The sequence below is a fragment of the Pseudomonas glycinae genome (genome assembly GCF_001594225.2).
GTDB lineage: Bacteria > Pseudomonadota > Gammaproteobacteria > Pseudomonadales > Pseudomonadaceae > Aquipseudomonas > Aquipseudomonas glycinae.
This window is the reverse complement of sequence record NZ_CP014205.2, coordinates 1,141,847-1,167,024: the sequence shown is the minus strand read 5'-3', so window position 1 is coordinate 1,167,024 and position 25,178 is coordinate 1,141,847. Positions and strand designations below refer to the sequence as shown.

Here is a 25,178-nt window from a genome sequence, read left to right as displayed (position 1 = left end):
CTGGATGAAGCGTTATGCACACCCCTCGATTATTCGTCAGCCTCGCCGCGCTGCTGGTACTGGCCGGTTGCGCCGGTCAACGCAGCGAAGAACCGGCGCCGCGCCCGCCCGCCGAGGTCAAGGCGCAGATCGTGCGCCTGCTGCCAGCAAAAACCGTTGACCGCCAAGGCTGGGCCACCGACATCTACGCCGCGTTCGCGGCCCAGGGCATCAGCCCGACCACACAGAATCTGTGTTCGGTGCTGGCCGTCACCGAGCAGGAATCCACTTTCCAAGTCGATCCGCCGGTACCCGGCCTGGGCAAGATCGCCCGTGACGAAATCGACCGCCGCGCCGCCAAGGTGCATATCCCGAGCCTGTTGGTCAGCGGTGCCTTGCAGGTGCGCTCGCCCAACGGCAAGACCTACAGCGAACGCCTGAGCGCCGCCCGCAGCGAAAAGGAATTGAGTGCGATTTTTGACGACTTCATCGGCTCGGTGCCGATGGGCCGCACGCTGTTCAGCGGTTTCAACCCGGTGCACACCGGCGGGCCGATGCAGGTCAGCATCGAATTCGCCGAACAGCACGCCAAGGACTATCCGTACCCGGTGGACGGGACGATTCGCCGCGAGGTATTCAGCCGTCGCGGCGGGATGTATTTCGGCATCGCCCATTTGCTCGGTTATCCGGTGAGTTACCGCGAACCTTTGTACCGCTTCGCCGACTTCAACGCCGGCTGGTACGCCAGTCGCAATGCGGCGTTTCAGAACGCGGTCAGCCGGGCGTCGGGGATTCCGCTGGCGCTGGATGGCGACCTGATCCGCCCGGGCGCGATCATGCCGGGCAGCACTGAACTGGCGGTGCGCGCCCTCGGCAAATCACTGGGCATGCGCAATCCGGTGATCCGCGATCAACTGGAGAAGGGCGATAGCCTGGCCTTCGAGGAGACCAAACTGTATCAACGGGTCTTCGAGCTGGCGGAGCGTGCGGAAGGCAAGTCACTGCCCCGTGCGGTGTTGCCGGGCATCGTGCTGCAGAGCCCGAAGATCACCCGCAAACTGACCACGGCGTGGTTTGCCAAACGGGTCGACGAGCGTTATCGGCGCTGCATGGCCAAGGGCTGAGGACGATCAAAAAGGTATAAAAAAACCCGGCTGACGGGAGCCGGGTTTTTTCTGGGTTGTTGCGGTCAAGCCATTCATTCAAGCAACGCGGCTTTCGATCAGACGATCCGAGCCGCGGCGCGGTTTTATCACTTTCGGGCTGGGCGTCTGACGGCGGTCAGCGATGCCTACGGTAACCGGTTGCGTATTACGCGGGATCGCCTGGATCGCATTGAGCGCCTCGACAACGGCGCTGGTCGTTCCTTGTTGCTGCGCTATGAGCGGGCGCATCTGGTCGCGGTCGATTATCAGGTTTTTCGGGAGTCTGCCTGGCGCACCGAGCAGACCCTCGCCCGTTATAGGTACGACGCCCGTCATCGGCTGATTGAGGCGACCAATGCGGTCGGCGAAAGCGAGCGTTACGACTACGACGACCAGCACGTCATCCTGCAACGGCAACTGGCCGGCGGCGCGAGCTTCTTTTGGGCGTGGGAGCGTGCCGGCAAGGCGGCGCGTTGCGTGCGGCACTGGGCGTCGTTTTCGCAGATGGATACGCGTTACGTCTGGGATGACGCCGGCCGTGTCACGGTGCATTACGTCGATGGCACTGAGGAAACTTACGTCCACGACGACACCGCGCGGCTGGTGCGTCAGGTCGCCGCCGACGGTGGCGAGCAGCTCAAGGCCTATGACGCGCAAGGCCGGCTGGTCGCCGAGCAGGATGCGCTGGGGGCGGTCACCGAATACCTCTACGACGATGCCGGACGGCTGATCGCGCTTATTCCGCCGGACGATGCGCCGACGTCCTACGAGTACCGCAATGGTTTCCTGCACAGCCGTTCACGCGGCGATGCGGTGTGGACGTACCGGCGCAATGCCCAGGGTGACATCACCGAGGCGGTCGACCCGGACGGCCATGTCACCCATTACCACCACGATGCACAGGGCCGGTTGCTGTCGATCCGTTATCCGGATTCGGGTCGGCATGTGTTCGTGTGGAACGACCTGGGCCAACTGGTCGAAGAAAGTCTGCCGGACGGTGGGGTTCGCAAGTTTTCCTACGATGCGCTAGGGCGGCGGATTACGGCGCAGGACGAGCATGGCGCGGTCACCCGTCATGCATGGGATGCCGTTGGCCGGCTGATCCAGACGACGCTGCCTAACGGTGCCACCCGCGCCTGGTCCTACAGCGCCTACGGCCAGATCACCGCCGAACGCGATGAACTGGGGCGCATCACCCGCTACGAATATGACGACGACCTGCATTTGGTCAGCCGGCGGATCAACCCCGACGGCACGCGCCTGCAATACCGCTACGACCATGCGCAGCTGTTGCTCACGGAAATCGAGAACGAGTCCGGCGAAAAGTATCGGCTGGACTACACGCCCACCGGACTGATCCGACAGGAAACCGGTTTTGATGGGCGGCGCACCGCCTACGCCTACGACCGCAACGGCCACCTGCTGGAAAAGACCGAGTTCGGCGACGACGGCTCGACGCTGGTCACCGGCTATCAACGTGATGCTGCTGGGCGATTGCTGCTCAAGACCCTGCCGGACGGGGTCGAGGTCAGCTACCGCTATGACCGTCTCGGCCGTTTGGTCGGCGTGGATGACGGCCAGGATCACCCGCTGGCTTTCGAATACGACCTGCAGGACCGGCTGGTGCGCGAGCATCAGGGCTGGGGCACCCTGCGTTACACCTACGACGCCTGCGGCCAGCTCTCCCGCCTGCGCCTGCCGGACAACAGCAAGCTCGATTATCACTACGCCAAGGGCGGCGCGCTGACCGCGATCGACCTCAACGGCGCCTTGCTTACCCGTCACGTCTACCAGAACGGCCGCGAACAGCAGCGCCAGCAAGGCCTGCTGCTCAGCGAATACTCTTACGACGAACAGGGCCGCTTACGCGCCCACGCCGTAGGCCATCAACGCAGTGCGCTGTACCGTCGCGACTTTGCCTACAGCGCCAACGGCAATCTCGAACACATCGCCGACACCCGCCACGGCCAGCGCAGCTACCAGTACGACGCCCTCGACCGGCTGATCCGCGTACGCCACACCCGCAACGATGTGCCGGAAACCTTCGCCCACGACCCGGCCGGCAACCTGCTGATGCAGGATCGCCCCGGCCCGATGCAGATCAAAGGCAACCGCCTGTTGATGCAGGGCGACCGCCACTACGACTACGACGCCTTCGGCAACCTGATCCGCGAACGCCGCGGCCGTGCGCAAACCCTCGTCACCGAATACCGCTACGACAGCCAGCACCGCCTGATCGGCCTCACCCGCCCCGACGGCACCAGCGCGACCTACCAATACGACGCCTTCGGCCGGCGCATCCGCAAAACCGTCAACGGCCAGACCACCGAATTCTTCTGGCAAGGCGACCACCTGATCGCCGAAAGCAGCCAGGAACAGCACCGAAGTTTCATCTACGAACCCGGCACCTTCCGCCCATTGGCCATGCTCGACGGCAAAGGCCCGAAACGCGCCTGCCCGTTCTACTACCAACTCGACCACCTCGGAACCCCGCAGGAACTGACCGACTACAGCGGCGAGATCGTCTGGTCAGCCAAATACAGCGCCTACGGCAAGGTCACCTCGCTGGAACTGGCGACCGAGGACTACCTGAACCAGCCACTACGGTTTCAGGGGCAGTACTTCGATGAGGAAAGCGGACTGCATTACAACCGGCACCGGTACTACGACCCTGACTTGGGGCGGTATCTGACGCCGGATCCGGTGAAGCTGGCGGGTGGACTGAACCAGTACCAGTACGTGCCGAATCCGACGGGGTGGGTGGATCCGTTGGGGTTGAGCTCCAACTGTCCGCCGCCGAATAAGCCGGGATGTCCGGTGCCGGATGGGGTGAGCGATTCGGTTGTTGATGAGGGCGAGCCGGCGCTACCGAAGATGACGGCGCAAGAGCGGAGGGCGAGAATTGATGAGTTGGCAGAAAATATTGCATTAAAAGAGTTGAGATATATGGAAAGCGCTAACAAAAAATCTCATTTTTTACAAAAACATGGCGCCCAAACTACTCTTGCTTCGCAGCAAGAACGTCTGCTATATGCTAAAAACCCTACTACGGGTAAAGTTGAGATGAAACTAAATAAAAAAACTAAGCTTTTGGAGCCAAGCATTCCGCGAGCTGCAACTAAATTTATGAGTCATAGGGATCAATTGAATGCAATTAATCGTGCTAAATTAATTTTCCGACGGACTGGGAGTCTATCGCTTTCATCGCTCCCAGTAGAAATGGGAAGAAAGGTTGGAGAGGGGTATAGAGGGAAGCAAGTGGAATATATAGAGCCAACAAGAACTGTCGTTATACTCAATAGTCATGGTGAGGTTATAACGGCTTATGTGGATTGATATAAAATGAAACGTAATCCAAATCTTTCAATTTTGCCTGGCTTTCTATTTATCTTCGATATTGACTATCCTCACGAAGGGGCCGTTGAAGAACTAATATGTCTGGCTGATGTAAATGACTCTTCTGATTTGATTAGAGTTTTTGATGCTGCTCTGAAACCGGAATTTGTTGGTTACTCTGAATCGGATAGGTGTTGGATAATTGATACGATTTCCTATTATCTGGAAAGAGGAGAAACATTTGTTGAGGTTTTGGAAAAGAGGAGTTTTTTATTTTCTGACGAGATAGTCGATGGGCGTGGCTTTATGCGCGTGTTGCTAGAATGTCTTTCCTTATATCAGGCTGAGATAGGTAAAGTTAAAGATTTATAGAATTACAATCTACCTTTGAGGTTTTTGTATTTAGGGTTTTTGGTAGGTTGGTTGTTTATTTGGTCTTTATAATGATGGTAAAAATTGTGGGAGCTAATTTATTTAACCAAAGCCAGTTCGCCACGTTTCCAATCGCGATGAAGTGATGTTAAAAGATCCATATTTAAATGAAGAGTTTGAACCGGATTTGATGTGGTTTATAGGCGTTTTCGACGTTTATGATCGGGAGGGAACTCGAGGTGCCGAACTCGAGGTTTACAATCCTAATGATTCCGCTGATGGAGAGCTTCTTATCAGGAAGTATTGTCTTAATCTGCCATACCTCTCCTATAGGCATAAGCTAGTGCTAGTTGAAAGTTTGGAGTTGCTGCTCTTGGAGCAAAATTATGACTTTCAAGAGTTATTCGAGGTCGATGAATACGAAGCAGCAAGTTGGCCGCGGGGAGAGTGGTACTCTCTAGAAGATCCACGCGGCTTCTTCCAAGATATCTATAAGTTTGCGAAGGAAGCTTGGAGGGAGGATCTTGCGAAAGCCGCTGGAGAGGATCGGTCAACATGGTAGTTATCGAGCCTTTAAATCAGCGATGACCTGAAACGAGCGCCTCGTTAAAAGGTAGCGCACGTATGCTATCGATAACATGCACGCTATACCCAGGAACATTCTTCGCATGATGCTTCGCCTGCGAAGCCATCTCTGCCAACTGACTCGCATCCAGTTGCGCACACGCTTCAGGATGCAGATGCACCACGCCAATGGACAATGACAGCAACGGAAACTCCTGACGAATACCCTGGCGGTTCGGCGCAACAAAACACCCAGCCTCCAGATGTTCCGGGCGGTAGAAACGCCGGCATTGGCTCTGGAAGTCATCAAGCAATTGGTTTAGCCGTTTGCGCCAATCCTCCGGGCCGAGCACCAACAGGAAATCGTCGCCGCCGATATGCCCGACGAAATCGCGGGACGGGTCGACGCGTTCGTTGAGGCATTGCGCCAGACACAGCAATACCTCATCCCCACGCCCATACCCATAGATATCGTTAAAGGGTTTGAAGCTGTCGATGTCGACATAACAAATGACCGACTCGCGCCCCTGTTGCAGCAATCGAGTCAAACATTGCTGAATCGGCACATTCCCCGGCAACAACGTCAGCGGATTGGCATAGCGGGCCTGCTGGATTTTCAGCTCGGTAATCAGTTTGAGCACGTCAATCACCCGGCCCAGGCCCAAGTAGCTGCCGTTGAGGGTGATGATGAAATCCTCTTCGATGCGTTGCCGGGCGCGGCTGGTGATCAGGCGGCTGACCTGTTGTAGCGACTGGCTCATTTCCACGGCGAGGAAGTCGTCGTTCATCAGGCGGCTGATCGGTTTGCGGGCGAACAGGTCGGTGGCGAAGGGTTTTAGCAGCGCATCGGATAACGAGTGACGATGAACGATGCCGCACGGCTGACCCTGTTCGTCGAGCACCGCCAGCGAGTTCAGGTTGGCCTGGCGGCGGAAGGCTTCCAGTACGGTGGCAGTCGGTGTGTCGCGATTCACGGCCGGTTGATCGTTGAGCAGAGCGCTGAGATCGCTGCCTTCATCGTTCAGTGCAACGGCGCTGCTATCGTGTTTGGGCATCAAGGCGCGGGCATCGCGCGGCGGGTGTTCCTGAGGGCGACCCAGCAGGTAGCCCTGCACCAGATCCACACCCATCTCGGTCAGCACCGCCAACTCTTCCGGCAACTCGATGCCTTCGGCAATCACTTGAGCTCGCGAGGCCTTGGCGATTTGCAGGATCGATCCGACAAACTCGCGCTTCAACGCATCCTGATGAATGCCGTCGATAAAGTGCCGGTCGATCTTCACGTAATCCGGCCGCAATTCCGACCACAGGCGCAGGCTCGAATAACCGGCCCCAAGATCATCGAGGGCGATCGAAAACCCCATCGCCCGATAGTGATGCAGTGCTGTTTGCAGCAACTGGAAATCATCGATTGGCGTCTGTTCGGTGAGTTCGATCACCACCTGACTCGGTGGAATGCCGAAATCCTGAAGCAGCTGCAGCGTGCGCCCCGGCTGGTGCGCGGCTTCAAGCAAGGATTCGGGAGAGACGTTGAGAAACAGCTTGCCCGGCAATTGCTGTTCGTTGAAACGACGACAGGCGCTCTGGCGGCAGGCGATTTCCAGTTCGCTCAAGCGCCCGGCCTGGCGGGCCACGGCGAACAGGGCAATGGGGGAGTGCAGTGGGCTGTTGGACGGGCCGCGGGTCAGGGCTTCGTAGCCGAGAATGCGCCGTTCGGAGAGGCAAATGATCGGCTGGAACAGGCTGTGTAATCCGCTTTGAGTCAGTATCGAGCTCAAGGCACTCAGCTGTTCGGTCGTGGTCATGGCAATCTCTGGCAATAAAAAAAGGACTGGGAGCGTTCTCGATGAAGAGAACAGCTCCCAGTCCTTTATTGCACGACAGAATGATGACTGTTTGATGACGATCCGGGGATCGCCAGCATTAAATTGCCATCACCTTACTTCTTTGCGACCTGGTTGCTCAGCTTCAGGTAATCCAGCAGCACGCGCCCGGTTTCGCTCAGGTAGGCGTCGTCTTCCGGTTTGACCTTGTCAGGCTCGGCGGCTGCCAGGGCGTCGTCGTCTTCTTTCTTCAACTCTTTGAGCGGTTCTTCGCCTTTGGCCTTGCGACGGATGTTTTCCATCGCCAGTTGCTTGGCGTCGATGTCGGCGTGCTGGGCACGGCGTTCGGCTTCATTGAGGCTGACGGTTTTTTCTTCCAGCAGCTTCTGCGCCAAGGCCAGCTTGTCGCGGATGAACACGAACTCCGCGTCCTTGGCGGAACGGGTGTCATGCTCGGATTTCAGCTGGGCCAGGTACGGCTTGAACGGATCGCTCGCCGGTTTGATCGCCGCGCGGATGGTGTCCCACGGCATGGCTTCCGGCAGGGCGCTTTCGCCGATTTCCTTGGTGTCGATGATCGACGGGTAATCGATGTCCGGCAGTACGCCCTGATGCTGGGTGCTCTGACCGGAAACCCGGTAGAACTTGGCCAGGGTCAGTTTCAGTTCGCCATGGTTCAGCGGCTGAATGGTCTGCACGGTGCCTTTGCCGAAGGTCTGGCCACCGATGATCAGCGCACGATGGTAGTCCTGCATCGCGCCAGCGAAGATCTCCGAAGCCGAGGCGGACAGGCGGTTGACCAGCAGCGCCATCGGGCCCTTGTAGAACGCGCCCGGGTTTTCATCCTCAAGTACATCGACCCGGCCATCGGCGTTACGCACGAGCACGGTCGGGCCCTTGTCGATGAACAGGCTGGTCAGCTCGGTCGCTTCCTGCAGGGAACCGCCGCCGTTGTTGCGCAGGTCGATGACCACGCCGTCGACTTTCTCTTTCTGCAGCTCGGTCAGCAGTTTCTTGACGTCGCGAGTGGTGCTCTTGTAGTCCGGATCGCCGGCACGGAAGGCCTTGAAGTCGAGGTAAAACGCCGGAATCTCGATCACGCCGAGCTTGTAGTCCTTGCCGTCCTGTTTCAGGTTAAGCACGGACTTCTTCACGGCCTGGTCTTCGAGCTTCACCGCTTCGCGGGTGATCGGCACGATCTTGCTGGTCTGATCGTTCGGCGCATTGCTGGCCGGGATGACTTCCAGACGCACCACGGTGCCTTTCGGGCCACGGATCAGCTTGACCACTTCGTCCAGACGCCAGCCGACCACGTCGACCATCTCTTTGTTGCCCTGGGCAACGCCGATGATCTTGTCGGCCGGAGCAACCTGCTTGGTCTTGTCGGCCGGGCCTGCCGGCACCAGACGCACGACTTTCACCTGATCGTTGTCGCTCTGCAACACGGCGCCGATGCCCTCGAGGGACAGGCTCATGTTGATGTCGAAGTTCTCCGCGTTATCCGGCGACAGATAGTTGGTGTGCGGATCGTAAGACATGGCGAAGGTGTTGATGTACGCCTGGAAGATGTCTTCGGCGCGGGTCTGGTCCAGACGCGCCAGTTGATTCTTGTAGCGCTTGGTCAGGGTTTCCTGGATCTGCTTCGGCTCTTTGCCGGCGATCTTCTGCCGCAGCACTTCGTCCTTGACGCGTTTGCGCCACAGGTCATCGAGTTCGGCGGTGGACTTGAGCCACGGAGCATCCTTGCGATCGATCAGCAAGGTTTCCTTGGTGGTGAAGTCCATCTTGTCGACGCCTTTGTTCAGCTCGGCAAGGGCGAAGTCCAGACGCGCCTTCACGCGATCCAGATAGCGCTTGTAGATGGTGAACCCGGCGTTGAGGTCACCGCTCTTGAGGAAGTCGTCGAACTGGGTCTTCCACTTGTCGAATTCGGCGATGTCGCTGGCCATGAAATAGCTGCGCGACGGGTCGAGCAGCTTGATGTAGCTGTCGTAGATGATCACCGAGCGCGCATCGTCGAGCGGCGGCTTGCTGTAGTGGTGACGCTTGAGCAACTCGACGACGTTCAGACTGGCGATCACTTCGTCGCGATCAGGCTGTAACTTGTCCCAGCTGTTGGCTGCGAATGTGGTGCCCGACACCGGCAACAGACCGATACCGATGAAAAGAGCGAGGGCGGTGCTGGGGAGCAGATGCTTCATGCTGATTCGACGCGGGGACAATTGATAACGCATATTAGGCCGTCTTTGAAGTCGCCGGTACCTCTACGCTCTGTACGATAACTGCTGTTCAGCGTTCGTTCAGACCCCAGGGCCGGTCGCATAATGCAAAAAGCCCGGCGCTACAGCTTCGGGCTCAGTCCAGACTCACTATGGAGGCACTGTGAAGGCATTGCAAGGCGTTGAAGGTCAAGTGGCATGGGTTGATGAACCAAGTCCTACATGTGATGTAGGACAAGTTCGCATCCGGGTGGCGGCAGCGGGCCTCAATCGCGCGGATTTATTACAGAAAGCCGGACTTTATCCACCCCCTCCAGGTGCCAGCCAAGTGCTGGGTCTTGAATGCTCCGGGGTGATCAGCGAGGTCGGCGCGGGCTCGTCCTGGCAGGTCGGTGACCGGGTCTGCGCCTTGCTGGCCGGGGGCGGGATGGCGCAAGAGGTGGTCGTCGACGGACGGCATGTGCTGCCGGTTCCGGAAGGCGTGTCGCTGATTGAAGCGGCGGCGTTGCCCGAGGTTTACGCGACCGTCTGGCTGAATGTGTTTCAACTCGCTGCGCTCAAACCGGGTGAGAAAGTTCTTCTGCACGCCGGAGCCAGTGGCATCGGCTCAGCCGCCATTCAACTGTGCAAGGCTTTCGGCAATCCGTGCTGGGTCAGCGTCGGCTCGGCCGAGCGGCTGGCCTACTGCGAATCGCTGGGTGCCCAGGGCGGGGTGGTGCGCACCGACGATCTGGAAAGCCTGCGGGATTTCGGGCCGTTCGATGTGATTCTGGATCCGGTGGGCGGCAATTATTCGGCGTTGAATCTGAAGTTGCTGGCCCAGGACGGACGCTGGGTGCTGATCGGTCTGATGGGCGGCCGTGAGGCAAAACTGGATCTGGCCCAGGTGCTGGCCAAGCGCGTGCAACTGCTGGGCTCGACCCTGCGCAGCCGTGACGATCAGTTCAAGGCCGATCTGTTCAGCGATCTGAGCCAGCACGTGTGGCCGCTGTTTTCCGAAGGGCGCCTGAAGGCGCAACTGGCCAAGGCGTTCCCGATCAAGGATGCCGAGGCTGCGTTTGCAGAACTTGCGAGCAACACCGTGGCAGGGAAGCTGGTGCTGGTGATCGACGAAAGCCTGAGCTGATCATCAATGCTTGTGGGAGCAGGGCTGCTCCCACAAGACCATCGCTTACTTCCAGAGGTGGATCGGCCAGCCGGACTTCTCGGCCTCTGCCAGCAACACCGGATCCGGATTGACCACATGCGGGTAATCCACCTTCAGCAGCAGCGGCAGGTCATTGCGTGAGTCGGAATAGAAACTCGCGCCCTCAAGATTTTCCTCTTCGGCATCCAGCCATTCCAGCAAGCGGGTGATCTTGCCTTCGCGGTAGGTCAGCGTGCCCACGGTGCGGCCGCTGTACACGCCATGCGCCACTTCCAGTTCGATTCCCAGCACCTCGTCGATGCCCAGCCGATCGGCAATCGGTTTGACCAGGTGCGTGCCCGAGGCCGAGATCACCAGAATCCGGTCACCGGCCTTGCGATGGGCGGCGATGGTTTTGGTGGCGTCGCTGAAGATGATCGGCTCGATGAAATCTTCAACCCATGGGCCAACCAAGTGCTCGACTTCCTCCGGGGTGCGACCGATCAGCGGTTCGAGGCTGAAGTCCATGTAGTCTTCCATGCGCAACTTGCCATGGCTGTAGGCGTCCATCAGCTCGTTGTTCCGGCGCATGAACGACTCGGGATCGACCCAGCCCAGGCGCCCCATCTGCTCGCTCCAGAGGGTGGCGCAGTCGCCGTGGATCAGGGTTTCGTCCAGATCAAAAATTGCCAGGGCCATCGGTTCTCTCCGAGAACAGCTGCAAGCTACAAGCTTCGAGCAGCAAGAATTGGAATCAGGTATGCCGCAGTCTACAGCTTGAAGCTTGTAGCTCGAAGCTTGCAGCTGTTTTCAAGCTACCTCACACAGGGCGGTGGGATCGATGGAAAGCGACAGGCGCTGGCCGTCAGGATGCAGATCCGCCGCCGAACGGTTGAGCACATCCACCACCAGTTCCACGCCGCGGGCTTCGACGCGGTAGCGAATCACGTTGCCCAGCAGGCTGTGGCTGCGGATTTGCGCGTCGGGCTCCCCGTTGAGGCTGAGTTCGATGGCCTCCGGGCGAATCGCGATGCGGTGATTGATCGGCCGCTGCAACAGTTTCGACGCACTCTCCGCATCCAGCAGGTTGTAGTTGCCGATGAAGCCGGCGGCGAATACGTCGACCGGGGCGGTGTAGAGGGTTTCGGCGTCGCCGCTTTGTACGATCTTTCCCTGATTCATCAGGAAAATGCGGTCAGACATGGTCAGGGCTTCTTCCTGATCGTGTGTGACGAAGATCGTGGTCAGGCCGAGTTCGCGCTGGATCTGACGGATCTGTTCGCGCAGGTGTTTGCGAATCCGCGCATCAAGGGCCGACAGCGGTTCATCCAGCAGCAACAGGCGCGGACGGGTCACCAGCGAACGGGCGAGGGCGACACGCTGGCATTGACCGCCGGACAGCTGATGCGGATAGCGACTGGCGAAATCGTTGAGTTCAACCAGTTTCAACACTTCGGCAACCCGCTTGTGGCTGTCGTCGGCATTGACCTTTTGCATGCGCAAACCGAAGGCGACGTTCTGTTCGACGGTCATGTTGGGGAACAGCGCGTAGCTCTGGAACACCATGCCGATCCCGCGCTTCTGCGGGGTGAGCGGCACGATGTCGACACCATCGAGCAGAATCTTGCCGCCATCCACCGGCGTCAGCCCGGCGATGCAACGCAACAGGGTGGATTTGCCGCAACCGGACGGGCCGAGCAGGGTGACGAATTCACCCTTCTGGATTTCGCAGTTGATGTCGCTGAACACCGTGGTGCCGGCGTAGTTTTTCTGAAGGTGTTGGACGCTGACATAGCTCATTCGCTTTTGTCCTTGTTCAAGATGTTGGCGACCCAGGTCAGGACCAGCACGAAAAAGAAGTAGGAGATCACCAGCGCACTGGTGAAGTGGCCGCTGCTGTTGCGCATGTTGTTCAGATAAACCTGCAGGGTTTCGTAGCGAGTGCCGACCAGGATGTTGGCGAACACGAATTCACCGAACAGGAACGAGAACGACAGCAGCAACGCGACCATCAGGCCTTTGCGCAGGTTCGGCAGCACCACCAGGAAGGCTGCCTGAAAGGTGCTGGCGCCGAGCAGTTGGGCAGCGTCCATCAGATCGCGCAGGTTGATCGCTTGCAGGTTGTTGGTGATCGCCCGGTACATGAACGGCAGCGCCACGGTGAAGTAGCAACCGATCAGGATCCACGGCGTTCCCACCATCGCAAACGGCCCGGAACCGTAAAGCTGCAACAGCCCCACCGACGACACCACCGGCGGCACCGCGAAGGGCAGCAGGATCAGGATGTTCATCAGCGCATCGAGTTTCGGGAAGTGGTAATGCACTACGAACAGCAGCGGCAGGATCAGCACCACCGACAGGATCAGCGCCCCGACGCACACCAGCAGCGACTGGCCGAAGGCGTGAAGAAAGCGCGGATCGCTCCACAACTGGATGTACCACTTGAGGGTGAAACCGCTGGGCAGGATGGTGGCCGACCAACTGCTGGCAATCGAGTAGATCAGCGTGCCCACCAGCGGCAGCAGCAGGATGGCGAACAACAGATAGACCACGACGCGGTGGTAGACGCCGGCCGGGCCGGATTCAGCGCGAGACATGGTAGCTCCTCTTCAACAGCAGTTGGTGCACGACAGTCACCAGGGTCATCAGCGCCACCAGCACCACGGCCAGGGCGCTGGCCAGGTTCGGGTCGAGGGAAATGTCACCGGAGACCATCGCCGCAATCCGGATCGGCAATACGTTGAAGTTGCCGGTGGTCAGGGCGTAGACCGTGGCGTAGGCGCCGAGGGCGTTGGCCAGCAGGATCACGAAGGTGCCGAGCAGGGCCGGGGTCAGTACCGGCAGGCCGATGTGGCGCCAGAACTGCCAGCTGTCGGCGCCGAGCAGTGCGGCGGATTCGCGCCAGTCTTCACGCAGGGCGTCGAATGCCGGGTACAGCAGCAACACGCCGAGGGGAATCTGGAAGTAGGTGTAGAGGATGATCAACCCGGTTTTCGAATACAGGTTGAAGTCCTCGATGATCCCGGCCTGCTTCAGCATGATGGTGATGCTGCCGTTGAAGCCGAGCAGGATGATGAACGCAAACGCCAGGGGCACGCCGGCGAAGTTGCTGGTCATGTTGGCGAAGGCGTTGACGAAGTTGCGCAGTTTTGAATCGACCCGGCGCAGGGAGTAGGCGCCCAGCACGGCGATGATGATCCCGAACACACTCGACCAGAAACTGATTTCGAGGCTGTACTGGATCGCCTGCAGATAGAACTTCGAATTGAAGATCTTGCTGAAGTTGGCAAAGCCCCAACCGAATTCTTCCGATTGCAGGCTGTTGATCATCACCCAGATCAGCGGGGCGATTTCGAACACGATAAAGAACAGTGCGAAAGGCACCAGGCATAGGGCGGCGAGCCATTTGCCGCGAGTCATTGAGTTCACTTGAGCAACTCCCGGCACACAGGTTTGTCGTGGGGCACGCCGAGCAGCTCGCAGACCGTGCCGCAGATGTCGGTCTGCTTCGGTGCGGCATCGGCTTTCAGGCTGAAGGCTTCACCGAGTACGAACAACGGTACCTGGCGTTCTTCCGGCAGCAGGCCGTTGTGCGAGCGGTCGTTGTTCATGCCGTGGTCGGCGGTCACCAGCACCTGGCAATCGGCGTCGAGCCAGCCTTGCAGGTAGTCGGCGAGGATGATGTCGGCGCTGCGTGCGCTGTTGCGGTATTGCGGGGTGTCGAGGCCGTGCTTGTGCCCGGCGTCGTCGATGTTCATCGGATGGATCAGCAGAAAATCCGGGGCATGGCGCAGGCGCAGGTTTTCGGCGTCGGCGAACAGGTGCGAGTCCGGATAGTGATCGTTCCAGTAGAAGTGGCCATGCTGGATCGGTAGCGTCGGGTCATCGGTATGACGATCTCTGGCGGCTACGAACGGCGAGCGGTTGTACAGCTCGCTGACCCAGTGGTACGCCGCAGCGGCGGTTTTCAGACCGGCATCGCGGGCGTAGTGATAGATGCTGCGCTGATTGGACAGGCGCGAGACGTTGTTGTGGACGATGCCGCTGTCGATCGGCGGTACGCCCGTGAGGATGCATTCGTAAAGCGGTCGGGACAGGGCCGGCAACTCGCACTCCAACTGGTAGAGCGCGGCGCGTCCTGCGCCAACGTAAGCCTGCAGATGCCCCATGGCGTGACGCGCGACCTCGTAGTTGAGGCCGTCGAGCACGACAAGGATGACGGTGTGCTTCATAGGGGCAAAAACTCCGCGAAACAATAAATCGGAAAACTCGAAATCGACACGGATCCTGTGGGAGCGGGCTTGCCCGCGAAGGCGTCATGCAATTCAACACATTTGTTGAATGTGAAATTGCCATCGCGGGCAAGCCCGCTCCCACAGAGTTTTGCGTCAAACCCTGTTGGGTTTACGGGCTTACTTCATTTCTACGATCACTTCTTCGTTCCACTTCTGCGGCAGGGCCTTGGAGGTTTTCTCCCACGCATCGGCGTCCTTGATCGGTGTGACCTTCTTGTACTGCTCGTTCGGCAGCAGCTTGGCTTTCACGTCGTCCGGCAGTTGCAGGTGCTCGGCGCGGATCGGGCGAGCGTTGCCGCGGGCGAGGTTGGTCTGGCCGGCATCGCTGAAGATGTATTCGCGGGTCAGCTTGGCGGCGTTCGGGTTCTTCGCGTATTTGTTGATGATGGTGGTGTAGCCGGAAATCACCGAACCGTCGGACGGGATCAGCACCACGTAGTCATCCGGGTTGGCCATCTTGGCCTTGTAGCTCAGGCCGTTGAAGTCCCAGACCACGCCAACTTCGATCTCGCCTTTTTCCATGGTGGCGATGGTCGGGTTGGCCATCGACAGGCGACCCTGCTTGGCGATGTCTGCGAACAGCAGCAGGGCCGGCTGAAGGTTTTTCTCGTCACCGCCGTTGGCCAGCGCTGCGGCGAGCACGCCGTTGGCAGCTTGTGCAGCGGTGCTCACGTCACCGATGGAAACCTTGTATTTGCCGCCCTTGAGGTCAGCCCATTTGGTCGGTACTTCGGAACCGTGCAGCAGCTTCTTGTTGACGATGAAGGCGATGGTGCCGGTGTAGGCCAGTGCCCAGTTGCCGTCCTTGTCCTTGGCCCAGTCCGGCACTTGATCCCAGGTGCTCGGCTTGTACGGTTGCACCACGCCTTGCTTGACCGCGATCGGGCCGAAGGCCGCGCCGACGTCGCCGATGTCGGCGGTGGCGTTGTCTTTTTCGGCGGCGAACTTGGCGATTTCCTGGGCCGAACTCATGTCGGTGTCGATGTGTTTCAGGCCGTATTTCTTGGCCAGGTCTTCCCAGGTACCTTTCCAGTTGGCCCAGTCATCGGGCATGCCGACGCTGTTGACGGCACCTTCCGCTTTCGCAGCGGCTTCGAGGGTTTTCAGATCATCAGCCGCCATGGCGGCGGTGCACATGGCAATGGTCGAGCCTAACAGTGTTGCCAGGAAAAGCTGTTTCATTCCGAAGCTCCTTGGTCGTGTTCAACGCTGCGATTGCGGTTTGTGTTGGTCTAGGTCAGCAATACCTGAGCCAATTTAAGGTGGCCGGATGACACTTTGATGTCGGCGATGGGTCGCCCAGCCTTTTCTTTCTCCGGTATCGACGAGTGCCCGGTAAGCGTAGACCACCCGCAAAGTCCCGGTGGACAAGGGACTTGGCCGATGTATTGCAAGTTGTCAGGGCGACCGTTCGGTAGTTTTGTCATCTCTCGGTCATCTGCACTGCCTAGGCTTGCAACACGACCAAGCGGCGCTATCGCTGTGCGGTTTTTGCCCCGAAACAGTGCTGGTCTAGTCCAGATAGGTAACGTTGATGCGCGATGAGGCAACAAAAGCGGTGACAGCGATTGGCCAGATCCTTCAGGAACAACTCGACCATGGGTTGCTCGCAGCGGGGAGCAAACTGCCAGCGGAGCGCAAGCTCAGCGAGTTGTTCGGCACGACCCGGATTACGGTGCGTGAAGCCTTGTTGCAGCTGGAGGCGCAGGGCCAGATTTATCGCGAGGAGCGTCGGGGCTGGTTCGTGTCGCCGCCGCGTCTGGCTTACAACCTGATGCAGCGCAGTCACTTTCACGCGATGGTCAGTGCGCAGGGGCGGGTGCCGTCGACCGAGGTGATTTCGGCGCGCTTGCAGCCGGCGTCAGCAGCGGTGTGTGCGTGGTTGCAGTTGCCGGCGTTGTCGAGCGTGATTCAGATTTGCCGGTCGCGGCGGATCGATGGACGACTGGTGTTGTATGTGGAGCATTATCTGAATCCGCAGTTTTTTCCGGGGATTCTTGAGTTTGATCTGAATCAGTCGATTACCGAGCTGTATGCGCGGCATTACGATTTGCACTATGGGCGGGTGCGGTTCGAGATTGTGCCTACGTCTTTATCGGTCGATGCGGCGGCGGCGTTGCGGGTGTCGGTGGGGAGTCCGGGGTTGAGGATTGCTCGGGTTAATTATGATCAGTTTGGGCGGTTGATTGATTGTGATCTGGAGTTTTGGCGGCATGATGCGATTCACGTTGGGGTTGATGTTGTTTGATCGTTTGGGGTGAATATCCGTTTCTTCGGGTGTTGCGGCTTATGGTTCCGCCCTTACGGCGGGTCACTTTTGGCAAACGCCCCAAAAGTAACCAAAAGGTCTGGGCCCCTGCGTTCGGCCCCTCGCTGTGGCTCGGCGTCCCTTCGTTCCGGGATTCATCCGGGGGCATCGCCTACGGTTTGCTTCGCTGCACCTCCTCTCGATGCATGCGGCTGCGCCGCACGGTCGCTGCGCTCCCACCCCCGGATGAATCCCTCCACTCAGCCGGCCGATGGGGCCGGCACGTCAAGAGCGGAACTCGAGCTAACGCTCATTGTTTTGAGTGGTGGGAGGGCATATGTGTTGCTTTTGCTCTCTGTGGGAGCTGGCTTGCAGCGATGAGGGCCTTGAGGTCGGCCCGATTCTCCGGCCTATTCTTGAGTTTGGCCACCACCACCCGCTGTGATCACTTGCACATTCATCCTCGGCGTCGCCAGGTCCAGGCCGGCTTCATCCAGATGTCGTTTGAGCGACAGATTGAACGCCCGTGAAACTTCCCATTGTTTGATCGGTGCGGTCTTGAATCTTGCACGCAATATCGCGTTGCCGGACTCGAAACTTTCCACGCCCTGAAACTCCAACGGTGACCAGATGTTGCGCCGCTGCAGTGGATCTGTGCGCATTTTCTGGCCGACGTCGCGCATCAGTTTGATGGCTTCGTCGATGCTCATGTTGAACGGCACGGCGACGCGGAAGATGGCGTAGCCGAATTCCCGTGAGTAGTTTTTGATGCTTTTGATTTCGCTGAACGGGATGGTGTGGACGATGCCGTCGATGTCCCGCAAGCGTACGGTGCGGATGGTCAGGCCTTCGACGGTGCCGAGGTGGCCGCCGACGTCGACGTAGTCGTCGATGGCCAAAGAGTCTTCGATGATGATGAACAGGCCGGTGATCAGGTCTGCTACGAGTGACTGGGCGCCGAAGCCGATCGCCAGGCCGATCACGCCGGCACCGGCCAGCAGGGGCGTGACGTTCATGCCCATGTTCGCCAGGGCGACGATCAGGGCGATGATGAAGATCGCCACGAACAGCACGTTGCGGATCAGCGGCATCATGGTTTGCGCGCGGGCGTTGGCCAGGCCTTTGCGTGAACGGGTGAGGGCGTGGTGCACGGCGGTGTCGCTGAGGATCCAGATCAGCCAGGCGAAGATCAGCGTGCCGATCAGGCTGAACAGTTTGACGCTGACGTCGTGGCCTTCGCCTTCGGTGAAGCCGATCAGTGACATGCCCCACACCCGCAGGCCGAGTTCGATGAAGGCCAGCCACACCAGCAAATGGGCGAGGGTGTAGAAGAAGCTTTTCAGACGCTCGGAATACAGCGCGTGGCGTTTCGGCCCGCGTTGGGGTTTGAGGGCATGGCGGCGGACGAGGCCGTTGATGACCATGCACAACACCAGCAGCACGGTGCAAATCAGCGACTGGCGCAGGGCGGTGCTGGTATCGCCGGCGGAGACGAAGGTGGCGAACAGCGAAATACCCACCAGCACCAGTGCCGGGACGTACCAGAAGGTGCCCAGGATTTCGATGGTGTCGCTGAGGGCGCGGCGGGTCAGGCGGCGGGACAGCGGTTGGTTGCGGATCAGGTGGGCGATCGGCCGGCGGAAGCGCAGGATGAACAGACCGGTCGACAGCGCCGCGAGGACGTTGGCGACTGTAGCGGCGGTGTGGGCCAGGTGCACGCCGAGACCGGCCACCAGTCGCGGATCGCTCAGGGCTTCACCGAACGCGGCGAAGCTGCCGATCAGCCACAGCGGCCGAAAGGCCTGGTGACGCAGGATGTACAGCGCGCGATGACGGTGCGGGCCGTCGAGTACGGAAAAGGCAATCACGCAGATGGCCGAGAAGCAGGTGCCGACCACCAGCGCATAAGCCAGCACCATCGCCAGGCTTTTGCCCAGCGACGATGGCAGCGCGTAACTCATGTACACGGTGATGACCAGGGCGATCATCCACGGTCCGAGCTTGCGCAGGGCGAAGCGCAGCATGTCGAGGGCTCGGGGATGTTGCGGCAGTTCTTCGGTCAGGCCGAAGCGCATGCGTACCCGATGACCAAGCCAGATCAGCGCGGCGGCGAGCAGGCTCCAGACGGCAAGGATCACGGCGAAGGCGAAGATGATCGGCAGCCATTCGCTGGCCGGCAGCATCAGGCCTTTGAGTTCGTCCTGGGCCATGTCGAATTCGGCAGACCAGCGATTGAGCGGACTGTCGGCGCCAGAGAATTGTTTTTCGAAAGTGGCGAGGGTGCCGCCGATCAGTCCCAGTACCCCTTCTTCCGGGGTGGCCTGGGCTTTTTTCGTGGCATCGCGCAGTTTCTTCAGGTCGGTCAGCAACTGGGCACGTTGCTTGTCGTTTTCCAGCGACTTGATGACTTCGTCCAGCGACTGGCCGAGCGGTTCCTGAGCTTCGGGCTGAGTCTTGCCGGAACCCGTGAGCAGTCCCGGCAGACCGGCGGCGTCGGCAGGTGCCGGCGACATCAGGGTCATCAGGCAGACAAGAAAGAGGCAGGGCAGGGCAAAAAGACGAGCGAACACTAGGCGGTCAACCTCGCAAGGGGCGGATCGGGCGAGTGTACGAGCCCGCCAGATTCAATGCGAGCCGGGCGCGGATTTATTCGTTGAGTTTGGCCAGGATCTTGTAGACCACGGTGGCCAGGATCATCAGCATGCCGATCCACATGGCGAACACACCGGCGTTCTTGTCACGGAAGTTGAAGCCGATGGCCAGCAGAATCATTCCGCACAGGATGGGAATGAGCATGGAGTGAAACGCAGACATCGAGATCATGGCGACAGCCTTGTCGAAAGGGATTATTCAAGTCTAGGTGGGTTTTCGATGGACGGTGCTGATGTGTATCAGAAATGAGCCGGTTCTACAGGTCGAGGGATCGCAGCCAGGCGCTGCGATCCCTGCTGTGTTTTACGGCAATTCGCGACTGGCGTAGAACGCGCTCAGCACTTTGACCAGATGTGCCAGGTCATGGCTGCCACACAATTCGCGGATCGAGTGCATGGCGAAGGTCGGCAGGCCGATGTCGACCGTGCGCACGCCCAGATGGCTGGCGGTGATCGGGCCGATGGTCGAGCCGCAGCCCATGTCGCTGCGCACCACGAAGCTTTGCACCGGCACTTCTTCGGCCATGCACAGATGGCGGAAGAAACCGGCGGTTTCGCTGTTGGTGGCGTAGCGCTGGTTGCTGTTGACCTTGATCACCGGGCCGGCGTTGAGTTTCGGGCCGTGGTTGGCGTCGTGCTTCTCGGCGTAGTTCGGGTGCACGCCGTGGGCGTTGTCGGCAGAAACCAGCAGGGACTTCTGGATGGTGCGTACGAATTCATCACCTTCCGGCAGCAGGCGGCGCAGGGTCTGTTCGAGCATCGGGCCGTCGGCGCCGCAGGCCGAACAGGAGCCGACTTCTTCGTGGTCGTTGCACACCAGCACGCAGGTTTCTTCGGTGTCGGCGGTCAGCAGGGCTTGCAGGCCGGCGTAGCACGACAGCAGGTTGTCCAGGCGCGCACCGGCGATGAAGTCGCCATGCAGGCCGATGACCGCAGCGCTCTGGGTGTCGTAGAAACTCAGCTCGTAATCCAGTACCACGTCGGCGTTGAGGCCGTGTTCGCGGGCCAGTTGGTCGGTGAGCACCGCGCGGAAGTCCACGCGCTCGTCACCGGCGAACTGCGCGAGAATCGGTGGCAGTTCGGTCTGGGCGTTGATGGCCCAGCCCTGGTTGGCTTCACGGTTAAGGTGGATGGCCAGGTTGGGAATGATCGCGATCGGGGCCTTGAAGTCGATCAGCTGGCTTTCGACTTTGCCGTCGCGGCGGAAAGTGACGCGGCCGGCCAGCGACAGGTCGCGGTCGAACCATGGCGCCAGCAGCGCACCGCCGTAGACTTCGACGCCGAGCTGCCAGAAGCCCTGGCGCTGCAATTCAGGTTGTGGTTTGACCCGCAGGCACGGGCTGTCGGTGTGGGCGCCGACCAGACGGATGCCGTCGTGCAGCGGCGAGTTGCGGCCCATCTTGATCGCGACGATCGAGGAATCGTTACGGGTGACGTAGTAACGACCATTGGCTTCGGTGTGCCAGGTTTCGCGCTCGTCGAGGCGCAGATAACCGGCGGCCTCCAGGCGTTGAACAAGGCTGGCGGTGGCGTGGAACGGGGTAGGGGAGGCCTTGAGGAAGTCGATCAGGCCTTGGTTCAACTCTTCGCGCATAAGAAGCTCCAGACAGCAATGGGCGGGAGTTTAACGCATCGGCCTGATGCTTGGGACATTGTGGCGCGTCAGAAAGGCGCCGGGCATTCGAAGCGCAAACGCTCACCGGACTGTGGATGGGTGAAGCTGAGCATGCTTGCGTGCAGACACAGACGGGGCCAGGCGGCCAGGGCTTGTTCGTGGGCATACAGCCCGTCACCGAGCAGCGGATGACCGATCGACAGCATGTGCACGCGCAACTGGTGCGAGCGGCCGGTGATTGGTGTGAGCTCGACGCGGCACCAGTCGTCGCAGCGCTCCAGCACGCGCCAGAAGGTCAGGGCGTGTTTGCCGAGTTCGTGATCGACCACGTGGCGCGGCTTGGTCGGCGGATCGTAGCGCAGGGGCAGATCGATGCTGCCGCTGTCCAGTTCCGGCTGACCCCAGCAGAGCGCAGTGTAGGCTTTCTCTGTTTCACGATCGTGAAACTGGCGCGACAGTTCACGGTGGGTGTCGGCGTCACGGGCGAGCAGAATGATCCCCGAGGTTTCCCAGTCCAGGCGATGGACGATACGCGCTTCGGGGTAGCCGTTTTCCTGCAGGCGGGTGATCAGGCAGTCCTTGTTGTCGTCGGCCCGGCCAGGGACGGAGAGCAACAGGGTCGGTTTGTTCACCACCAGAACGGCGGCGTCCTGATGAATGATTTGGACGTTGGACAACGGCATTAAAACAGCCTCGTAACAAATGCCAACGGCGGCTCAGGGCCCCTCCGGTGTCGGAAGGGCCCTGAGCCGCCGTCGTTCCTGCCGGATCGACTCAGCGGTCTGGCAGGGTGATGTTGAGTTCCAGAATCGAGCAGCTGCCCTGGCTCTCCAGTGCCACGTGCACGTCGTCGTTGCCGATGTTGACGTACTTGCGGATCACTTCCACCAGTTCCTTCTGCAAGGATGGCAGGTAGTCCGGGGTGCTGCGCTGGCCGCGTTCATGCGCCACGATGATCTGTAGACGCTCTTTCGCGACCGAGGCGGTACTTGGCTTTTTGTTGGCACGAAAGAAGTCAAAAAGGTTCATTACCTACCTCCAAACAGACGCTCGAAGAATCCCTTCTTCTCGACATTCAGGAACCGGTGTTCTTTTTCCTTGCCCAGCAGGCGATCAACGGTATCGCTGTAGGCCTGGCCGGCGTCGCTCTGATCATCGAGGATCACAGGTACGCCCTGGTTGGAGGCCTTGAGCACGGCCTGGGATTCCGGAATGACGCCCAGCAGGCGTACGGCGAGGATTTCCTTGACGTCTTCGACGCCGAGCATTTCGCCTTTTTCGACGCGCTCCGGGTGGTAGCGGGTGATCAGCAGGTGTTCCTGGATCGGCTCTTCACCGCGCTCGGCGCGACGGGACTTGCTGGCCAACAGGCCGAGCATGCGGTCGGAGTCACGTACCGAGGACACTTCCGGGTTGGTCACGACGATCGCTTCGTCAGCGAAGTACATGGCCAGGTGCGCGCCTTTTTCGATACCCGCCGGGGAGTCGCAGACGACGAACTCGAATTGTTCCTTGAGCTCCATCAGGACTTTTTCCACGCCTTCCTGGGTCAGCGCGTCTTTGTCGCGGGTCTGGCTGGCGGCCAGCACGTAGAGGTTTTCCAGGCGCTTGTCTTTGATCAGGGCCTGTTGCAGGTTGGCTTCGCCGTTCACGACGTTGACGAAGTCATACACCACGCGGCGCTCGCAACCCATGATCAGGTCAAGGTTACGCAAGCCCACGTCGAAGTCGACGATCACTGTTTTGTGGCCGCGCAGAGCGAGGCCGGTACCGATAGCGGCGCTGGTGGTGGTCTTACCCACACCACCCTTGCCGGATGTAACCACGAGAATCTTGGCCAAGGTGTTTCACCCCTAAGGAAGAAGGACTGTTCAGCCCCTGAAAAACATCTCTAGAAAACTACTGCAGTCGGACAGCCTTGGCTGGAATCCGGCTTTTGGCCTTTTTCCTACTTCGTTTGAGCCGTTTTCGCTACGTTTTAGAGATGCTTGGAAAATGCGGCAGTATCCGTTAAAGCCGAATGATGTTCAACACGTCGCCCGACAGGCTGACCTGTACGCCCGAACCCCACATCGGATCGCGACGCAGGTCCTCGGAAACCTTGTAATGGCCTGCGATGGAGATCAGTTCAGCGCTCAGTTGCTGACAGAAGATCCGCGCCTTGGTGTCGCCCTTGACCCCGGCCAGCGCACGACCGCGCATCGGGCCGTATACATGGATGTTGCCATCGGCGAGAAGTTCCGCCCCCGGACTGACCGAGGACACCACGACCAGATCGCCACCTTGGGCATATATCTGTTGGCCACCACGTACTGGCGTGGTGATGACGCGGGTCGGTTTGACGGCCGGCTCCGGCGGCTTTTCCGGCTTCTTCGGTGCAACGGGTTCAGCGCTTTCCAGCGGTCGCTCGCGGGCGCCGGACGGCGGCAGCACCGGGATGTCGATGGCGATGGCGGCGGCGATGTCTTCGATGCGGCTGGCGCGGATCGCCAGGGTGCGCAGGCCGTGCTGACGGCACACGCGCATCAGGCCCGGCAGGTCGACGGCGCCTTCGCTTGGCGGCAGTTTGTCCAGCGCCAGAACCAGCGGCGCGTTGCTGAAGAAATTCGGTGCCTGGGCGACTTTGGCGGCCAATTGCCGATCGAGGCTGTCCAGGTCGTTGCGGGACAGCTCCAGCACTGTAATGGCGAGCATGCTGCCCTTCAGCTGGAACACGGGATCTTGGTCTTTCGGTTCGGTTTGGCTCATGTCGGCATACAACGGCTTGTCACTAAAAGTGCCGAGACTTATAACGAGAACGCCCGCAGGCCGCAAGCCGGGTCGAACGATGTAGAATGCGCGGCCATTGTATTTACGGAAGCTTTAATGGATCGCCCGCGTTTTCGAAAAGCATTTCTTGCCCCACGCTTCTGGCCGCTCTGGTGCGGCCTCGGGCTGTTGTGGCTGATCGTGCAGTTGCCGTATCCGGCCTTGCTGGCCATCGGTCGTTTTCTTGGTGCCCTGATGTATCGCTTCGCCGGCGACCGGCGGCGCATTGCCAAGCGCAATCTGGAACTGTGTTTCCCGGAAAAGTCCGCCGCCGAACGCAAGCGCCTGCTCAAGGAAAACTTTGCCTCCACCGGCATCGCCTTCTTTGAAATGGCGATGAGCTGGTGGTGGTCGCGTCAGCGCCTGGCGAAACTGGCTCACGTCGAAGGTCTTGAGCATTTGCAGAAGGCCCAGCGCGAAGGCAAGGGCGTGATTCTGATGGCGGTGCATTTCACCACCCTGGAAATCGGCGCGGCGCTGCTCGGCCAGCAACACACCATCGACGGCATGTACCGCGAACACAAGAACCCGCTGTTCGACTTCGTCCAGCGTCAGGGCCGCGAGCGGCACAATCTCGACTCGCTGGCGGTGGAACGTGACGACGTGCGCGGCATGCTCAAGTTGCTGCGCGCAGGCCGGGCGATCTGGTATGCACCGGATCAGGACTACGGCGCCAAGCAAAGTATCTTTGTGCCGCTGTTCGGTATTCAGGCCGCAACGGTCACTGCCACCAGCAAGTTCGCCCGGCTGGGCAAGGCGCTGGTGGTGCCGTTCACCCAGGAACGTCTGGCTGACGGCAGCGGTTATCGTCTGGTGATTCATCCGCCGCTGGAAGGCTTCCCGGGTGAGACCGAAGAAGAAGATTGCATCCGCATCAATCAGTGGGTCGAAGGCGTGTTGCGTGAGTGTCCCGAGCAATACCTGTGGGCACATCGGCGCTTCAAGAGTCGTCCGCCAGGCGAGCCGAAGCTGTACGCCAAACGCGGTTGATTGACCC

At 59.8% G+C, this 25,178-nt stretch carries 22 protein-coding genes; 7 read left to right on the top strand and 15 right to left on the bottom strand.

From position 1 onward, the window contains the following. The first annotated feature begins 14 nt into the window (after positions 1 to 14). The 4 genes from AWU82_RS05360 to AWU82_RS05345 all read left to right on the top strand — a co-directional run bounded on the left by AWU82_RS05360 (position 15) and on the right by AWU82_RS05345 (position 5,394). On the top strand, positions 15 to 1,103 hold the full coding sequence (locus AWU82_RS05360) for a DUF1615 domain-containing protein (protein WP_064380878.1): 1,089 nt from the start codon (positions 15 to 17) through the stop codon (positions 1,101 to 1,103). A gap of 243 nt (positions 1,104 to 1,346) precedes the next feature. Beyond that, complete coding sequence (locus tag AWU82_RS05355) at positions 1,347 to 4,460, top strand: RHS repeat-associated core domain-containing protein (protein WP_223290673.1); 3,114 nt, start codon at positions 1,347 to 1,349, stop codon at positions 4,458 to 4,460. Between the two features lie 6 nt (positions 4,461 to 4,466). Further along, positions 4,467 to 4,832 (top strand): hypothetical protein, encoded by a 366-nt coding sequence (locus AWU82_RS05350; RefSeq protein WP_084776876.1) that lies wholly within the window; start codon positions 4,467 to 4,469, stop codon positions 4,830 to 4,832. A gap of 145 nt (positions 4,833 to 4,977) precedes the next feature. Continuing rightward, positions 4,978 to 5,394 (top strand): hypothetical protein, encoded by a 417-nt coding sequence (locus AWU82_RS05345; RefSeq protein ID WP_064378696.1) that lies wholly within the window; start codon positions 4,978 to 4,980, stop codon positions 5,392 to 5,394. Between the two features lie 16 nt (positions 5,395 to 5,410). Here AWU82_RS05345 and AWU82_RS05340 read toward each other — a convergent pair whose 3' ends face one another. Then, positions 5,411 to 7,201 (bottom strand): bifunctional diguanylate cyclase/phosphodiesterase, encoded by a 1,791-nt coding sequence (locus tag AWU82_RS05340; protein WP_064378697.1) that lies wholly within the window; start codon positions 7,199 to 7,201, stop codon positions 5,411 to 5,413. Between the two features lie 134 nt (positions 7,202 to 7,335). Continuing rightward, complete coding sequence (locus tag AWU82_RS05335) at positions 7,336 to 9,420, bottom strand: carboxy terminal-processing peptidase (RefSeq protein WP_170929008.1); 2,085 nt, start codon at positions 9,418 to 9,420, stop codon at positions 7,336 to 7,338. A gap of 181 nt (positions 9,421 to 9,601) precedes the next feature. On the opposite strand from AWU82_RS05335, the gene AWU82_RS05330 reads away from it, so the two are divergent. After that, positions 9,602 to 10,564 carry a putative NAD(P)H-quinone oxidoreductase, PIG3 family gene (locus AWU82_RS05330; protein ID WP_064378698.1) on the top strand — a complete coding sequence of 321 codons (963 nt, stop codon included), beginning with the start codon at positions 9,602 to 9,604 and terminating at the stop codon, positions 10,562 to 10,564. Between the two features lie 45 nt (positions 10,565 to 10,609). On the opposite strand, the gene AWU82_RS05325 is transcribed toward AWU82_RS05330, so the two are convergent. The 6 genes from AWU82_RS05325 to AWU82_RS05300 all read right to left on the bottom strand — a co-directional run bounded on the left by AWU82_RS05325 (position 10,610) and on the right by AWU82_RS05300 (position 16,041). Then, on the bottom strand, positions 10,610 to 11,263 hold the full coding sequence (locus AWU82_RS05325) for an HAD family hydrolase (RefSeq protein ID WP_064378699.1): 654 nt from the start codon (positions 11,261 to 11,263) through the stop codon (positions 10,610 to 10,612). A gap of 111 nt (positions 11,264 to 11,374) precedes the next feature. Next, positions 11,375 to 12,364 carry an ABC transporter ATP-binding protein gene (locus AWU82_RS05320; protein WP_007960200.1) on the bottom strand — a complete coding sequence of 330 codons (990 nt, stop codon included), beginning with the start codon at positions 12,362 to 12,364 and terminating at the stop codon, positions 11,375 to 11,377. Beyond that, positions 12,361 to 13,161 (bottom strand): ABC transporter permease, encoded by an 801-nt coding sequence (locus AWU82_RS05315; RefSeq protein ID WP_064378700.1) that lies wholly within the window; start codon positions 13,159 to 13,161, stop codon positions 12,361 to 12,363. The genes AWU82_RS05320 and AWU82_RS05315 overlap by 4 nt, the downstream gene beginning before the upstream one ends. Further along, positions 13,148 to 13,984, bottom strand: a complete 837-nt coding sequence (locus AWU82_RS05310; RefSeq protein WP_011333175.1) for an ABC transporter permease — start codon at positions 13,982 to 13,984, stop codon at positions 13,148 to 13,150. The genes AWU82_RS05315 and AWU82_RS05310 overlap by 14 nt, the downstream gene beginning before the upstream one ends. A gap of 5 nt (positions 13,985 to 13,989) precedes the next feature. After that, positions 13,990 to 14,796 (bottom strand): alkaline phosphatase family protein, encoded by an 807-nt coding sequence (locus tag AWU82_RS05305; RefSeq protein WP_064378701.1) that lies wholly within the window; start codon positions 14,794 to 14,796, stop codon positions 13,990 to 13,992. Positions 14,797 to 14,976: 180 nt separating this feature from the next. Then, on the bottom strand, positions 14,977 to 16,041 hold the full coding sequence (locus AWU82_RS05300) for an ABC transporter substrate-binding protein (RefSeq protein ID WP_064378702.1): 1,065 nt from the start codon (positions 16,039 to 16,041) through the stop codon (positions 14,977 to 14,979). Positions 16,042 to 16,393: 352 nt separating this feature from the next. Between AWU82_RS05300 and AWU82_RS05295 the strand changes: the two genes are divergently transcribed. Then, positions 16,394 to 17,107, top strand: coding sequence for a UTRA domain-containing protein (locus AWU82_RS05295; RefSeq protein ID WP_011333178.1), 714 nt, complete (start codon positions 16,394 to 16,396; stop codon positions 17,105 to 17,107). A 410-nt stretch (positions 17,108 to 17,517) separates the two neighbouring features. Here AWU82_RS05295 and AWU82_RS05290 read toward each other — a convergent pair whose 3' ends face one another. From AWU82_RS05290 to minC, 7 genes are all read right to left on the bottom strand, one after another. Then, complete coding sequence (locus AWU82_RS05290; protein ID WP_064378703.1) at positions 17,518 to 19,677, bottom strand: mechanosensitive ion channel family protein; 2,160 nt, start codon at positions 19,675 to 19,677, stop codon at positions 17,518 to 17,520. Between the two features lie 76 nt (positions 19,678 to 19,753). After that, positions 19,754 to 19,930, bottom strand: a complete 177-nt coding sequence (locus tag AWU82_RS05285) for a hypothetical protein (protein WP_007960078.1) — start codon at positions 19,928 to 19,930, stop codon at positions 19,754 to 19,756. 132 nt (positions 19,931 to 20,062) lie between these two features. After that, positions 20,063 to 21,352, bottom strand: a complete 1,290-nt coding sequence (locus AWU82_RS05280) for a M18 family aminopeptidase (protein ID WP_064378704.1) — start codon at positions 21,350 to 21,352, stop codon at positions 20,063 to 20,065. 68 nt (positions 21,353 to 21,420) lie between these two features. Continuing rightward, positions 21,421 to 22,056 carry an RluA family pseudouridine synthase gene (locus tag AWU82_RS05275; RefSeq protein ID WP_011333182.1) on the bottom strand — a complete coding sequence of 212 codons (636 nt, stop codon included), beginning with the start codon at positions 22,054 to 22,056 and terminating at the stop codon, positions 21,421 to 21,423. Positions 22,057 to 22,147: 91 nt separating this feature from the next. Next, positions 22,148 to 22,402, bottom strand: a complete 255-nt coding sequence (gene minE, locus AWU82_RS05270) for a cell division topological specificity factor MinE (protein ID WP_007960071.1) — start codon at positions 22,400 to 22,402, stop codon at positions 22,148 to 22,150. After that, positions 22,402 to 23,214, bottom strand: coding sequence for a septum site-determining protein MinD (minD, locus tag AWU82_RS05265; RefSeq protein ID WP_064378705.1), 813 nt, complete (start codon positions 23,212 to 23,214; stop codon positions 22,402 to 22,404). The genes minE and minD overlap by 1 nt, the downstream gene beginning before the upstream one ends. Before the next feature lie 169 nt (positions 23,215 to 23,383). Further along, on the bottom strand, positions 23,384 to 24,121 hold the full coding sequence (minC, locus tag AWU82_RS05260; RefSeq protein WP_007960063.1) for a septum site-determining protein MinC: 738 nt from the start codon (positions 24,119 to 24,121) through the stop codon (positions 23,384 to 23,386). Positions 24,122 to 24,238: 117 nt separating this feature from the next. On the opposite strand from minC, the gene AWU82_RS05255 reads away from it, so the two are divergent. Then, positions 24,239 to 25,171 carry a lipid A biosynthesis lauroyl acyltransferase gene (locus tag AWU82_RS05255; protein ID WP_007960061.1) on the top strand — a complete coding sequence of 311 codons (933 nt, stop codon included), beginning with the start codon at positions 24,239 to 24,241 and terminating at the stop codon, positions 25,169 to 25,171. Positions 25,172 to 25,178 lie beyond the last annotated feature (7 nt).

Bases quoted from the DNA above. Each gene is read 5' to 3' on its own strand.
- AWU82_RS05335 (WP_170929008.1), bottom strand. From the start codon at position 9,420: ATGAAGCATCTGCTCCCCAGCACCGCCCTCGCTCTTTTCATCGGTATC.
- AWU82_RS05340 (WP_064378697.1), bottom strand. From the start codon at position 7,201: ATGACCACGACCGAACAGCTGAGTGCCTTGAGCTCGATACTGACTCAA.
- AWU82_RS05360 (WP_064380878.1), top strand. From the start codon at position 15: ATGCACACCCCTCGATTATTCGTCAGCCTCGCCGCGCTGCTGGTACTG.
- AWU82_RS05275 (WP_011333182.1), bottom strand. From the start codon at position 22,056: ATGCCGTTGTCCAACGTCCAAATCATTCATCAGGACGCCGCCGTTCTG.
- AWU82_RS05315 (WP_064378700.1), bottom strand. From the start codon at position 13,161: ATGTCTCGCGCTGAATCCGGCCCGGCCGGCGTCTACCACCGCGTCGTG.
- AWU82_RS05345 (WP_064378696.1), top strand. From the start codon at position 4,978: ATGTTAAAAGATCCATATTTAAATGAAGAGTTTGAACCGGATTTGATG.
- minC (WP_007960063.1), bottom strand. From the start codon at position 24,121: ATGAGCCAAACCGAACCGAAAGACCAAGATCCCGTGTTCCAGCTGAAG.
- AWU82_RS05320 (WP_007960200.1), bottom strand. From the start codon at position 12,364: ATGAGCTATGTCAGCGTCCAACACCTTCAGAAAAACTACGCCGGCACC.
- AWU82_RS05300 (WP_064378702.1), bottom strand. From the start codon at position 16,041: ATGAAACAGCTTTTCCTGGCAACACTGTTAGGCTCGACCATTGCCATG.
- AWU82_RS05255 (WP_007960061.1), top strand. From the start codon at position 24,239: ATGGATCGCCCGCGTTTTCGAAAAGCATTTCTTGCCCCACGCTTCTGG.
- AWU82_RS05325 (WP_064378699.1), bottom strand. From the start codon at position 11,263: ATGGCCCTGGCAATTTTTGATCTGGACGAAACCCTGATCCACGGCGAC.
- minE (WP_007960071.1), bottom strand. From the start codon at position 22,402: ATGAACCTTTTTGACTTCTTTCGTGCCAACAAAAAGCCAAGTACCGCC.
- AWU82_RS05295 (WP_011333178.1), top strand. From the start codon at position 16,394: ATGCGCGATGAGGCAACAAAAGCGGTGACAGCGATTGGCCAGATCCTT.
- AWU82_RS05280 (WP_064378704.1), bottom strand. From the start codon at position 21,352: ATGCGCGAAGAGTTGAACCAAGGCCTGATCGACTTCCTCAAGGCCTCC.
- AWU82_RS05310 (WP_011333175.1), bottom strand. From the start codon at position 13,984: ATGACTCGCGGCAAATGGCTCGCCGCCCTATGCCTGGTGCCTTTCGCA.
- AWU82_RS05350 (WP_084776876.1), top strand. From the start codon at position 4,467: ATGAAACGTAATCCAAATCTTTCAATTTTGCCTGGCTTTCTATTTATC.
- AWU82_RS05305 (WP_064378701.1), bottom strand. From the start codon at position 14,796: ATGAAGCACACCGTCATCCTTGTCGTGCTCGACGGCCTCAACTACGAG.
- AWU82_RS05285 (WP_007960078.1), bottom strand. From the start codon at position 19,930: ATGATCTCGATGTCTGCGTTTCACTCCATGCTCATTCCCATCCTGTGC.